The sequence below is a fragment of the Sinomicrobium sp. genome (assembly GCA_029266035.1).
Taxonomy (GTDB): Bacteria; Bacteroidota; Bacteroidia; order Flavobacteriales; family Flavobacteriaceae; genus Sinomicrobium.
In genome coordinates, this window is sequence record JAJUFH010000001.1 from 100,101 (window position 1) to 114,028 (window position 13,928).

Genomic DNA, 13,928 nt, shown 5'->3' on the forward strand with positions numbered 1-13,928 from the left:
CATAGTCATAGCTCAAGTAAACCATTACCTCCAAATTCTCTAAGCTCTTAAACTATTCTTTATTCAAAATCCTCGTTTTCTAGGATTGCACTCAACAATCACAGCGTGTATTTTTGTCTGTACACATAATATCCTCTAAAGACTGTTGATGAAAAAAAATATTACTATACAATCTTTTGAATTCCCTCTATTTCGATTTAAACGTTTACTATACAGTGTTCCTCTCGTAGGATTATCGCTATGGCTGTTTACAATAGGCGGAATTGAATTGGAGTTGTTGTTAGAAGAACAAGACAAATGGATCAGCCTTTTTATATACGCGGTTTACCTGATTGGATATGTGGCATTCACGATTAAATGGTTATTCTATATCAACAGTCGTGTCGTTTTGATATGGGCAGATGACACCGGTTTTCGATTCAATATAGCTCCGAGCAAAAAGATTATGTGGCACGAAATAAAAAGCTGTAAATTTCCCCGTGACATATATGAAATCCGTTCACAATCACCTGCGTCTACCATCATCTTAGACTTAGGTTTTGGAAAAATAAAAATTATCAATTGTTCTACTTGGACCATTTTCAGCAAAAACAAGAGAAAAAATTACAACCACAATTTTGAGTCATTTAAAGAAGTATTACGCCATAGAATAAGCTGTACAAAAACATAACTACACCTGTAATCTCTGAAGGTCGAAAGCTAGATTTCGACAAAAGCAAGGTGTGGAATACTCTCAACACTCTCTATCTTAGCACTACTTCAAAGCCAACAAAAATAGAAATAGAAATGCCACAACAACGGGTAATGACACAAATGAAATCAGTGCAATATGTAGTGTTTTGTAATACCTCCCGAAAATTTCTCTAATCTTACCGATAAGTATCAGTAATAGGATACATACCACCGCCCATAAAGCGCAGGCCGTAAACAGGTCGTCAAAGTTCATAAAACCATCTGTATCAATATCAAAAAGAATAAGCGCCAATCTGGTTAGCAGACCAGTCGCTATCACAGCAATTATCAGTAATATACCAACTGCTATTGTATGTAATAATATAGTGACTCCCCTTGTCGTTCCACGTTTTTTCTGATATCGATTGAGAAAGCGGAAGCATATGCAAAGTAGTATTCCGAATAGCCCGTAACTCTACAGTATTTCTCCCATAATACCACAAAAATAGACTGTCTTCGGTCGATATAAAATCCCCAGATCCCGGTATTTTTCTACGCTAAGTTTACAAAAAGTAATGATGAAAAAGGGACAAATAATCACCAAAACCCCTAAAACACTCTTTGGGCGTGGTATACAACAGCTGTTTTGAGTTAGCTTTGAAGTCTGTATCTCGATAAAATAGCGGTATTGTTAGAGCAACGCACAGATGGCAAGCATGGGCAGTGCTGTAAGCCGTCAGTAAAGAAAACCAAAAAGCCATAGCGACGATTTAAACTCCATTTCATCGGCTGCACACAAGTCTTTGACAGCCTGCCTCAATTTTGTAATCTTTACCGCTGAAATATTCCGACTTTCACTACAAAAAGTTGTGTTTTTTCATATAGATATACTTGTAGTTTCCATATATTTGTCTTGTGATTACCTCTTATCACTCATATAAAAGACAGACTAGTATAAACACTAAAAAACCATGAAATCAAAATTATTACTGATTCCTTTTTTGCTCCTTTTTATTTTTGCACATGCTCAAAAAGAACTGGATTCCATAACTTACGAGCAGACACAGGACATCAATTTTTTTAGTACTGTTAAAAACAATACACAGGTTTATAAATACACTACTATAAACGGGAATCAGATCAAGATAGGTGATACTGTTGTTTTAGGAATGCCGACATCTGGGGAAGTTCTTACGAGAACCTATGGCGGCAGTTATGGCAGTGGATTTAGAGGTGGTGTCGCCGATTCTCGAGGTGTTAGTAAAAAAACCTATGAATTCGTAAAATTAGGCAGGCCGGCCGGATTTGGAAGTGTGATGAACGCCATGGCTGGAGAAGCTTCCGATATGGCTTCCTTGTCTTTAAAAAACACCAAGGCCATTGTCAGAGAAATGAAAGCTTATCACCAAGGAAGCAAGAAAAAACCACTTTACCTGGTAATAGTACTTGGAGAAATAAACGACAGAGCATTTGGCATTAACAAGTATCTAAGTGTGATGAATACCGAATTGGCTATAGAATCTGGAGAAATCCTTTTGTCGAACAGAAAAATGACTAGAGATGAGGCTATTGCCAAGCTGAAAGAAGCAAAAGAATTACTAGATTTGGACATGATCACTAAAGAAGATTTTGAAAAGCTCAAAGAAGAGGTAGGGCCAATTATTAAAGCTGAGACAGATTTTAATTAAAAGCTAAAACCAAAATAGTCTATTTTCGAAACTTAGGAGGATATCCCTCGTCAAGGCTTCTCATAGCACTAGAATTGTTTTGTTCCGATTGCCCTTACTGTCGGGTGGGTAATGCCGAGAGCTATTTTTTGCAACTACTGAAAAGGCATTTATCTGCACTATGTCACGCATTCCTTTAGCTGATTACTATTCCCTATTTTGGTGGAAGTAATTTGTATGACGCCTTGAGCGTGCCTGTTTTTAAATCTATTTCCATCAGGTGAGACTGATTGGAAGCCAGCAAATTATCTCCTTGCAAGTAAAACCTGCATTTGTTCTGGATGTTTGAAAGCTCTTCATTGTCGTCTTGTGGCAGCGTAATCGACCAGACCGTGGCCAATGTCTGCTGGTTTATACGGGTAAGTATTAAATCTTTAGAATTGTTTCTAACAGTTTTAGACAGTATAAAAAAACTTTGATCGTAAATACTGGGCCGGGCTTTGTGGTTGTACCTTTTCTGATGTATGGCAAGGTATTGCGGATCGAGAAAATCGTCTTGAGAAGTGATTTGAACAGAATCCGCTCTGAAGAGTTTTCTGCGCGATCCTCCGGTTATCTCCTGTTGTACAGCATCATAACTATAGGTGTACTGATAAAAATCGTCTTCGTATCCATTCAGCCGTTCTCCTTCGCTATCAGCTGCTATCGCAAGTTTTCCCGTTTCTGCATCTATATCATATTTACGTCCGTCTTCTGCCTCATAAACGGCTTGATTAACGTTCTCGTCACTCTCAAAAAAGGCACCATACCCGAAGGGAATATCAGGATTCTTCTCTCTTATGTCCTCTGCGCTAAACTTTAAATCGAACGATGACAAATCGAATACGGCAACACTGTTTTGCTCTTCCTCTATATCTCTAACGCTCAACCACACATAGTGGTTATTTACATCTCCAATTCGAACCAGCTCGTCAAACTCTACCGGATTTTTCAGCAGTTTTTCGCCCGAAGCGCAATCTACGACCTGCAAAAAACGCTCGGTATAACCAGATCGATGCGTGATACCACCCTGTTGGGAATACTGTGTAACATGGTATACGCTGTACATATACACATAATACTTCCCGTCGGGCGTAAACACCCCTCCTTCCCAAACCGGAGCCTGTTTCCCCATAAAAGAACATCCGGAAAGACTCAGAACCAATCCCAATAAAATTATCAACTTAGTGAGAATTCCTGTTTTCATCTAAAGAATTATTTAATCAGATTCCAATAATACGAATCGAAAATATCGGATTTTTTATGCGCTTAGAAGTTTTGTAGATTAAATTTCCGTTAATTGCGGTTTGAAGTTTTTCAGATTCCGTCAAAAATTGGCAAATCACATTGCAATTCCAAAACTAACAATACACTTCTTAAAAGTTAAATTTGCACTTTCCTTGTAATATGTGTGTGGGTTATAGTATTTTTAGGGCACAACACTAACAAATTCAAGTAATCCATGAAAAAACGATTGCCTTCTTTTTTGGCGGTACTACTGTGTTCTGTAAGTATTTACACACAGGAATACTTCCCCCAAAACGGCGGTGTTAAAACCACCGACAACAATTACAAAGCCTTTACCAACGCTACAATTTACGTAACTCCAGACAAAGTGATTGAAGGGGGCACCCTTGTTATCCAACGAGGCAAAGTGGTCGCTGTAGGCAAAAATGTAAGCATCCCCGACAACAGTATCATTACCGACCTCAACGGGAAATACATTTACCCTTCCTTTATCGATATTTACAGTGATTTCGGAGCGCAAAAACCCAAACGACGATCGTCTTTGGGACGCAAACCCCAATACGAAGCATCTCGAAAAGGCTATTATTGGAACGACCATATAATGCCCGAAAAAGAGACCGGAAACCACTTCGAATTTGACAATTCTGACGCGCGAGAATTGATCAAATACGGTTTTGGCGTAGTCAATACCCATATCCCCGACGGTATTGTAAGAGGTACCGGAATGCTCGTAGCTCTCGACATTGCCAACAATTACGACAACCGCATCTTGCAACAGAAAAGTACTCAACACCTCTCTTTTGCCAAAAGTATAGCCTCTATACAGCGCTATCCTAGTTCTCTTATGGGCGCAATGGCTCTCATAAGGCAGTTGTACCGCGATGCAGAATGGTATGCAGGTGGGCACTCAGATTACAAAGACCTCTCTATAGAAGCCCTGCTTCGAAACAAAACACTGCCTCAAATATTTGAGACTGGGGGGTATCAAAACGATTTGAGAGCTGCCAAAATCGCAAAGGAATTCGGGCTCAACTATATCTTCAAAGGTGGTATAGACGAATACCAACGTATCGATAAAATCAAGGCTACAGGAGCGAGTTTTATACTTCCTCTGAATTTTCCCGATGCCTACGATGTTTCCGACCCTATGCTCGCACAGCAAATCGCCCTGTCTGATATGAGACTGTGGAACCAGGCTCCGGGGAATCCGGCTGCATTTGCCGCGCAAAATATTCCGTTTGCCTTTACTTTAAACGGGCTCAAAAAACACTCAGAGTTTAAAAGCAAATTAAAGAGAGCCATAGATTACGGGCTCGACAAAACTACAGCCCTCAAAGCCCTGACTACTGTACCGGCACAATTACTGAGGCAGGAAGAGCTGATCGGACAGTTGAACAAGGGAAGTTACGCCAATTTTCTCATCGCTTCGGGAGATATATTCGAACCTAGCACCACGCTGTTTGAAAACTGGGTACTGGGTCAGAGAAATGTTGTCAACGACATGAACATCAAAGACATCAGAGGAGAATATACCCTTTCGGTAGCCGGTAAAGAATACCAACTTACTATCGAGGGGAGTATTGCCAAACCCACGGCCAAACTACAATCGGGCAGCACTAAACTAAAAACGAAAATTTCCTACGACAACGGATGGGCACATCTGTTCTTTGCACCTAAAGAAAGTGAAGGATTTACCAGACTTACCACAAAAGTGCAAAACACAGACAAATTAGAAGGCAAGGCTGTAACCGACGGGGGTGCAGAAAGCAGATGGACTGCGGTAAAACAGAATCCCTATGCCAATGGTAAAAAGAAAAAGAGCCCTTCCATTCCCCAACAGCTTCCAATCACCTATCCAAATAAAGCATACGGCTTTGCCAAATTGCCCGAAGCCAAATCAGTGTTGTTTAAAAATGCTACGGTGTGGACGAGTGAGGATGCAGGAGTACTGGAAAACACCGATGTATTGATCAAAGACGGAAAGATTGCCCGTATTGGCAAAGACCTCTCAGCCTCAGGAGCAGAAGTGATCGATGCCACCGGAAAACACCTCACCGCGGGAATTATAGACGAACACTCCCATATCGGAACCGCATCCGTAAACGAATCTGGCCATAATTCGTCGGCCGAAGTATCTATAGAAGACGTGGTCGATGCCGACCAAATCAATATCTTTCGCGATCTGACCGGTGGGGTGACTACGCTGCAAATACTGCATGGTTCGGCAAACCCCATAGGTGGAAAATCGGCTATCGTAAAACTGAAATGGGGGCATACAGCAGATGAGCTCATCTACGACAATTCCCCGAAATTCATCAAGTTTGCCCTAGGTGAGAATGTGAAGCAGTCTAATTGGAGTACTCGACCAACCGTTCGTTTTCCACAGTCGAGAATGGGTGTAGAACAGGTTTTTATCGATTATTTCCAGCGAGCTAAAGAATATGCTGAAGTCAAAAAAAGTGGTAAGCCCTATCGTTACGACTACGAAATGGAAACCCTGGTAGAGATTTTAGAAGGTAAGCGTTTTATCTCCTGTCACTCCTATGTACAAAGCGAGATCAATATGCTGATGAAAGTAGCCGATAAATTCGGTTTTACAGTAAATACATTTACCCATATTTTGGAAGGCTATAAGGTGGCAGACAAGATGAAAGCTCACGGTGTATTGGGAGCCTCCACCTTCTCCGACTGGTGGGGATACAAGTTTGAGGTAAACGATGCTATTCCATACAACGCAGCTATTATGGAAAGCCAAGGGCTAAATGTAGCTATCAACTCCGACAATTCCGAAATGTCCAGAAGGCTAAATCAGGAAGCAGCAAAAGCCGTAAAATACGGTGGAGTATCGGAAGAAGAAGCCTGGAAAATGGTGACCATAAACCCGGCAAAAATGCTGCATATAGACAACAGAACGGGTAGTATTAAAGAAGGTAAAGACGCCGATTTGGTACTGTGGAACGACCATCCGCTTTCGGTCTATGCAGTAGCTGAGAAAACCTTTATCGAAGGAGCTCTCTATTACGATTATGAACAGGTGCAAAAGGCGAGACAGGATATCATCCGCGAGAAAAATATTCTCATCGACCAAATGCTCGCTGCCAAAAACAAGGGAATGCAAACCCAAGCTCCTAAGAGAAAAGTAGAGCAAGATTTGCACTGTGACACTGAGTTTTACGGATTGTAAACAGAAAACGGATCCTAAAAAATTTTGACATTTATGAAGACTATCAATATATTATTATTTGTACTGTGTAGCATATCGCTGCTTCACGCTCAACAAACTCCGGCACCAAAACAACAGCAATCTATTCTCATTACCGGAGCCACCGCCCATATAGGCAATGGCACAATAATAGAAAACAGCGCCATAGGTTTTCGAGAGGGTAAGATAACCTATGCCGGGGCACTATCAGGAGTATCTGCAGGAGACTACGACCGGGTTATCGACGCTTCCGGAAAACATGTTTATCCGGGCTTTATCGCGGTAAATTCGACATTGGGACTGGTAGAAATAGACGCGGTAAGAGCTAGTGACGACGAAGGGGATATAGGTGATTTCCTGCCACATGTACGAAGTATAATCGCCCATAATGCAGAGTCTAAAGTCATAGAAACCACTCGCCCCAACGGTATACTTATGGCACAGATAACGCCGCGGGACGGGGTGATTTCAGGTACTTCTTCTGTGGTGCAGCTCGACGCCTGGAACTGGGAAGATGCCGCCATTAAAACCGACGATGGCATACATCTGCACTGGCCTAAAGCCTTCCGCTTACTGAGAAGGAGACTTACAAGACTGGCCTCGTACAACCCCAATAAAAACTACGACAAAGACATTCAAGAAATTACAGACTTTTTTGCGGGTACCAAAAGTTATCTCAACGGAAATCGCAAACCCAAAAACCTCCCGTTCGAAGCCATGGAAGGACTGTTTGACGGTTCTAAAAAACTCTATATTACTGCCAATGGAGAAAGGGAAATTACCGATGCCGTAAACTTCGCTGTAGATCAAGGTGTGAAAAACATAGTAATCATAGGAGGTAACGACGCTTGGAAGGTAGCCGATTTGCTCAAAAAACACCAGATTTCTGTTGCGATTACCAGATCTCACCGCCAACCTGTTAGCGAGGATAGCGATGTGAAACAACCCTTTAAACTCGCAAGGCTTTTAGACGAAAAAGGCATACTTACCGGATTGGAAATGAGTGGTTCTCAAGATCGTACAAGTACCCGAAACTTACCCTTCTATGCCGGAACCTTTGTAGGATACGGATTGGATCGCGAAAAGGCGGTACAGATGATCACCCTAAACAACGCCAAAATACTCGGAATAGACCATATAGCCGGTTCGCTGGAAACCGGGAAGGATGCAACCCTATTTATTTCAGAAGGAGATGCACTTGATATGCGCACCAATATACTCTCTCACGCTTTTATACAAGGGAGAGAAATCAGCCTGGAAACACATCAAACTAAGCTTTGGAAACGCTATATGGGGAAATACGAGGCACAGAAGTGAGATAGACACATGGAGACATAGCGATGTGGAGATGAGGTGAAGTGGTGACAGTATGGGTTGCTCGAGTCTTTGTTCTTCATTATATTACAATCTGAATGACGAATAACGCTGTTATACTAAGGCCTGTAAAAGAAACGGACAGTGCTGTACTGCCGGAAATCATCAGAGCAGTCTTTGAGGAATACGACGCCCCAAAACAGGGTACAGTCTACTCCGATCCGGATACTGACGAACTGTATCGGGTTTTTCAAAAGGAGAGATCAGTGCTGTGGGTGGCAGAAGAAGATGGTAAAATATTAGGCTGCTGCGGTATTTACCCCACTCCTGGACTTTCCGAGAATTGTGCCGAACTGGTCAAATTTTACCTATCCGCTCAAGCAAGGGGAAAAGGAATAGGCAGCCTACTGATGCAACAAAGTGTAAAGTCGGCCAAAACAATGGGGTACACTCAACTCTACATCGAGAGCCTCCCCCACTTTGCCACCGCGGTGAAAATGTACGAAAAACAAGGATTTCGGCGATTGAACAAACCTCTCGGAGCATCCGGACATACCTCTTGTGATATATGGATGATTAAGACACTGACTTTGTGAAAGGGTGACGCGATGAGGCGGAGATGGGGTGACTTGATGACGTGGAGATGAGGTGACTTGGAGATGGGAGATTGAAGTTACTTCTCCGTCAAAAGTTCTTAGGATGTTGGAGAAATATATTAGATCTTCGCTTTTCTATCGGGTAGTACATTGGAGGTGTCATATCCTGAAAACTTACTCATATAATACCGGATAGAAGCTCCGTTGACATCTTTAAACCCTTGTAGTCCACCAGAGCGCAAGAAAGTTTTCACATTCCCCGGACCGGCCAAATGAGCTGCGGCGAGAATTCCCGATTCGGTAATATACACTCCCCCTATCAGCTTGCCTACACTTCTCTTTATGTCTCGGCGCAATATCCACTTATTACGAGAAGTATTGGCAATAAAAGCCCTTTCTTGAAGCTCGGGATCGTTGAGAAAACCGGAAGCATCTCTAACACCAATCAACCTCAAGGTAGAGGCGCCAAATTGATACTTTCCCATATACCCCAGATGATTGGTTACAAAATAATCTCCACGAGACTCTTTAAAGCCTAGTGCCTCTTTAAAACCTATAAAAGATTTCCCTAAAAACGGAGGTTTAATTTCGGGAAGTTGCTCCCCTAGAGAAGCCACTGTATAAGTCAGAGACCCGGTAACCCGAATACTTTCGTTCAACTCCACCTGCTTTTCGGGAGATAACCCTAAGCTGATAAAGGCCAAAAGAGCAACTAAAGAAAGATATTTTGTTAAGGTTTTTACCATCAAATTACATTTCTTCGAGATTTACGGAAAGGAATCAACAGTCAAAAAAACGACGATTTCCCTCTACACTTCCAACTCAAAGTTAGCGGATGCAAATGTACAACTTTTATCAATAAACACAAAATCAGCTATTTAATCATCAAAAACTCAGTATAGCTATCGATTTATACCTTGTTTATTGACCCAGTTTACATACTCTCTCTTGTTGGCATTGTGCTGCATCAAGGTTTTGGAAAACTTGTGATATCCGGGATTTTTCACATCGGCCACAAAATAGTAATAATCGTGTTTTTCTGGGTTGAGCACAGCATCAATTGATGAGATATCGGGCATGGCAATAGGTCCAGGAGGTAAGCCTGCATATTTGTAGGTATTGTAAGGAGAATCGATTTCTAAATCTTTGTACAGTACTCTTTTTATAATGGTATCGTAATTTCCCAAATGTTTTTTTATCGCGTATATCACAGTAGGATCGGCTTGTAAGAGCATATTTCGCTCCAAGCGATTCAGATAGACTCCGGCTACACGTGCTCTCTCATCTGTTTTAGCAGTTTCTTTTTGCACTATAGAAGCCAAGGCCATTACCTGATGCGGGCTGAGGTGTAATGCCCGTGCTTTGGCAAGTCGCTCTTCATTCCAGAATCTTTTGTACTCTTTCAGCATTCTGCCTCTAAAATCGGTAGCAGAAGTATTCCAAAAAAATTCATAGCTGTTGGGAATGTACAGATTTAATGCTTCATCGGCAGTAAATTGAATACTGTCGAGAAAAACAGTGTCTTTAAAAGCTTGCAAAAGCGATACACTGTCGGCTTCAATCTGCCCTGAAATACGTCCGGCGAGCTTGGCGAGAGTTTCCTGATTGTTAAAAGATATGTCAACCGGTGTATTACGACTTCGCAGCGAATTGACGATATCGTTGTTGCTCATGCCTTTATCAATCACATACCTCCCGGCCTTGGGAGCTTGGGTATATCCCTTTTTATCAGCTACCTCATCAAAGGTGCTAATATTTTTAAGCAGGGGTTCCAATTGCTCTCGTACCTGTTCGTAAGAAGCCCCCGTAGGGACGTACACATAAGCTTCTTTATTGTTGAATGCTGTGTTGGGCGAAAATATGGCCGTATAGACATGATAAACAAAAAACAAGCCTCCAATTACACCCAGAAGCAATACAGCCACAATAATCTTTCGTATATACATAAATATTAGTTTTTTAGTTCGTAGTTTGTAGTTCTTAGTCGTAGTTAACCATAAACCCCAAAACCATAAACTACAAACCCCCAACCTTCTGATAGAGGATCTCATCTTTGAACTTTCCCTCCGAAAAAATCCAGTCTTTTTTTACACCTACTCTTTCAAATCCTTGTCTTGAAAACAGCTTGATACTCGCCGTGTTATCTGCTGTAATATTAGCGTAAAGCTGATGTACTCCGAGATGCGTAAAGGCGTATTCGCTGAGTAATCGCAGAGCTTCCGCCCCTATCCCTTTGTTTCTACGCTCTTTTTCCAACACCACTATCCCCACTCCCGCTCTTCTGTTTTTCGGACTAAAATCGAACAGATCGATAAAGCCGAGGAGGTGCAAACTATAATCTGATATTGCCAGTCGCAACTGCTTTATCTCGTGAATATCCTTGTGACTGTTTTCGAGATATTGTTTGAGCAAATAGCGCGAGTACGGGGTTTGGGTTTCACTCACTTCCCATATCGCTTCGTCGTTTTCGAGTCGGTAAAGAAAATCTAAATCCTCCGGTTCCAAGGCTCTTAAAAAAATCTTTTCTCCTGAAAGTGTTACCATAAGATTATTTTTTAACTGTCGCTATAGTCAGATAATACGCGAAATAGCAAGCCAGAAATATACCATCAATACCCCTCAAAAACTGTGCTATTCACGATCTACATCACCCGAAAACACTCTTTTGGCCGGACCTTCGAGAAACACATTGCGATAATGTCCGCCTTTTTCTTCAAAAGAAACCTTGAGTACGCCACCAGGGGTGTGTAGGCTTACTGTATTCCCTTTTGTCTTTCCGGTGCGATGCATGGCAATTGCTACCGCCGTAACTCCGGTACCACAAGAAAAAGTCTCGTCTTCCACCCCTCTTTCGTAAGTTCTCACCTGAAAGACATCTTCGTCTACCTTACTCACAAAGTTAATATTACTCCCCGTTTCCCCGTATTTGCCATAACGCAGTTTTGCTCCTTCCAATTTCACATCAAATTGATCTATATCATCCACTTCCTGCACGTGATGTGGCGAGCCGGTATTTAGAAAGACATAATTGTCAAATACGTTTACACTGTCTACATCTATCATCTGCAGCTTTACCCTTTCGTCGCCCAAGCTAGCTTTGTGTTCGCCATCTACCGCTATAAAACGAGTCTGATCTTTTACAATTCCGAGAAGCCCTGCAAAGGCCACTATACAACGTCCGCCGTTACCACACATAGTACTCTCATTGCCATCGGCATTGTAATACACCATCCTAAAGTCATATCCGCGTTCTTCTTCCAGTAGAATAAGTCCGTCTGCACCGATTCCAAATCTCCTATCACACAGTTTACCGACAAAATCGGTGTCTTCTTTTGGGAACTTTCCGTCTCGATTGTCTATCATGACAAAATCGTTTCCGGTACCCTGATATTTATAAAATGTAAACCCCATTGTTTTTCTTTTAAACAGCAGCCGCTAAACTCATTTTTTTCAAACAAGACAAATATACGATTTACCGGCAATTGCAGTGCTTTTTCTTAAAATGCTACACACTTTTCGTTTATCACCCCCTTGTTAAACTGTCGTTAAAGTCGAAATGTTAAAATAATAAACTCCTAAATTTGAACTGTAAAACTCCGGAACTTGCCCTACCGGATTATTTACCGGAGTTTATACAACGAGAACAATAAACTTTGGCAAATGTGGATATCAAACTTTTATCCGGTCTTTGGATAAACAACGATACCGGATTTCTCCTGCTTTTGCCGCAAAACGGACATACTTAAAAAAACGGGTTAAAAATTTAAATATTAAACTGATGAAAAAGTTTATAGGTTTACTCTTCGTATCCATATTCGGCGGTTTTATAAGCCTTGGAATTTACAAGACTTTTTTTGAAAAAGAACAAGTTGTAGTAGAAAAACAAACCACTCCAAATTTTGTCACTGCCAGCTACGATACTTCTCCCCTAGCTGCAGCTGAGACGACCGATTTTACCGAAGCGGCAGAAAAAACAGTACACGCTGTGGTTCACGTTACCAATCGCATTACCAGCAGTGCTCCTACCAGTCTGCAGGATCTCTTTTTTGGAGGGGGGCGCGAACGCACCCAGGTAGGAACAGGATCAGGAGTTATCATATCTCCCGACGGCTATATAGTGACCAACAACCACGTAATAGACGGGGCTACCGAACTCTCAGTCACTTTAAACAACAACAAAACCTATAGTGCAGAGCTAATAGGCACCGATCCTTCTACCGATATTGCCCTGATAAAAGTTGATACCGAAGACGAACTCCCCTATCTGGCCTTTGGCGACTCCAACAACGCCAAAGTAGGCGAATGGGTGCTGGCGGTAGGAAATCCATTCAATCTGACCTCTACGGTAACCGCAGGAATCATCAGTGCGAAATCGAGGGATTTGAGCGGTAGTAACAATCAGTCGTTTATACAGACCGACGCCGCAGTAAACCCCGGAAACAGTGGAGGGGCTCTAGTAAACAGCAGAGGTGACCTCATCGGTATCAACACCGCTATCACCTCACGTACCGGGACTTATATCGGCTATGCTTTTGCAGTCCCCAGCAATATCGCCAAAAAAGTGGTAGAAGACTTGTTGGAATACGGCAATGTTCAGAAGGGATTGCTGGGAGTATCTATCATTCAGAAAAATTCACCCTACGCCATCGAAAACGGAATCAACGAGATTGAAGGCTTGTACGTAGGAGGTGTAGAGGAAGATTCAGGGGCAGAAAAAGCTGGTATCAGCGAAGGAGACATCATTGTCAGTGTAGACGATATCAAGATAAACAAATTTGCCGATCTTACGGGTTACCTGAACTCTAAACGCCCGGGAAACACGGTTCAGCTAACTATAGAAAGAGGTGGAAAGACCAAAACTATACCTGTTACCCTGAGTAAAATCAACTCGTATACATTGAACGAATTGGGTATACAAGTGAAAAATATTTCAGAAAAAGACAAAAAACAATACCGTATAGATTACGGAGTAAAAATTACCCGTACAGCACCCTACCTCAACAATGCCAATCTCGAAGGCAGAATCTTGGTAGAGATCAATGGTAAGAAAATCAGAAACGGGGAAGATGCGGAACAAATAGTATCGGAAATGAACCCCAATGAAAGGAATGTTATTGTAATCCTCAACAAAAACGGAGAACCCGAACGCTATCTGTTCTAAGGATTATATAACTTACAATTATATTGGCG

The 13,928-nt window shown here is 41.9% G+C and carries 11 protein-coding genes; 6 read left to right on the forward strand and 5 right to left on the reverse strand.

Annotated features, from left to right (window positions below; all coding sequences use genetic code 11):
- The first annotated feature begins 148 nt into the window (after positions 1 to 148).
- Together ACYZZR_RS00400 and ACYZZR_RS00405 are read left to right on the forward strand one after the other, a co-directional pair.
- Entirely contained in the window at positions 149 to 670 is a 522-nt protein-coding gene (locus ACYZZR_RS00400; RefSeq protein ID WP_461532008.1) for a hypothetical protein, read from the forward strand.
- Between the two features lie 973 nt (positions 671 to 1,643).
- On the forward strand, positions 1,644 to 2,360 hold the full coding sequence (locus tag ACYZZR_RS00405) for a hypothetical protein (RefSeq protein ID WP_461532009.1): 717 nt from the start codon (positions 1,644 to 1,646) through the stop codon (positions 2,358 to 2,360).
- 193 nt (positions 2,361 to 2,553) lie between these two features.
- On the opposite strand, the gene ACYZZR_RS00410 is transcribed toward ACYZZR_RS00405, so the two are convergent.
- The gene (locus tag ACYZZR_RS00410; protein ID WP_461532010.1) at positions 2,554 to 3,585 is read right to left on the reverse strand and encodes a hypothetical protein; all 1,032 of its coding nucleotides are present in this window, start codon (positions 3,583 to 3,585) and stop codon (positions 2,554 to 2,556) included.
- Positions 3,586 to 3,840: 255 nt separating this feature from the next.
- On the opposite strand from ACYZZR_RS00410, the gene ACYZZR_RS00415 reads away from it, so the two are divergent.
- From ACYZZR_RS00415 to ACYZZR_RS00425, 3 genes are all read left to right on the forward strand, one after another.
- Entirely contained in the window at positions 3,841 to 6,810 is a 2,970-nt protein-coding gene (locus ACYZZR_RS00415; protein WP_461532011.1) for an amidohydrolase family protein, read from the forward strand.
- Between the two features lie 33 nt (positions 6,811 to 6,843).
- Positions 6,844 to 8,145 (forward strand): amidohydrolase family protein, encoded by a 1,302-nt coding sequence (locus ACYZZR_RS00420; RefSeq protein WP_461532012.1) that lies wholly within the window; start codon positions 6,844 to 6,846, stop codon positions 8,143 to 8,145.
- 95 nt (positions 8,146 to 8,240) lie between these two features.
- Positions 8,241 to 8,738 (forward strand): GNAT family N-acetyltransferase, encoded by a 498-nt coding sequence (locus ACYZZR_RS00425; protein WP_461532013.1) that lies wholly within the window; start codon positions 8,241 to 8,243, stop codon positions 8,736 to 8,738.
- A 119-nt stretch (positions 8,739 to 8,857) separates the two neighbouring features.
- Here ACYZZR_RS00425 and ACYZZR_RS00430 read toward each other — a convergent pair whose 3' ends face one another.
- From ACYZZR_RS00430 to dapF, 4 genes are all read right to left on the reverse strand, one after another.
- On the reverse strand, positions 8,858 to 9,484 hold the full coding sequence (locus ACYZZR_RS00430) for a peptidoglycan-binding protein LysM (RefSeq protein WP_461532014.1): 627 nt from the start codon (positions 9,482 to 9,484) through the stop codon (positions 8,858 to 8,860).
- 156 nt (positions 9,485 to 9,640) lie between these two features.
- Positions 9,641 to 10,684 (reverse strand): endolytic transglycosylase MltG, encoded by a 1,044-nt coding sequence (gene mltG, locus ACYZZR_RS00435; RefSeq protein WP_461532015.1) that lies wholly within the window; start codon positions 10,682 to 10,684, stop codon positions 9,641 to 9,643.
- 70 nt (positions 10,685 to 10,754) lie between these two features.
- Entirely contained in the window at positions 10,755 to 11,282 is a 528-nt protein-coding gene (locus ACYZZR_RS00440; RefSeq protein WP_461532016.1) for a GNAT family N-acetyltransferase, read from the reverse strand.
- An 87-nt stretch (positions 11,283 to 11,369) separates the two neighbouring features.
- Positions 11,370 to 12,149: a diaminopimelate epimerase gene (gene dapF / locus ACYZZR_RS00445; RefSeq protein WP_461532017.1), complete on the reverse strand. Its 780-nt coding sequence runs from the start codon at positions 12,147 to 12,149 to the stop codon at positions 11,370 to 11,372.
- 367 nt (positions 12,150 to 12,516) lie between these two features.
- Here dapF and ACYZZR_RS00450 point away from each other — a divergent pair, with 367 nt between their 5' ends.
- Positions 12,517 to 13,899: a trypsin-like peptidase domain-containing protein gene (locus ACYZZR_RS00450; protein WP_461532018.1), complete on the forward strand. Its 1,383-nt coding sequence runs from the start codon at positions 12,517 to 12,519 to the stop codon at positions 13,897 to 13,899.
- Positions 13,900 to 13,928 lie beyond the last annotated feature (29 nt).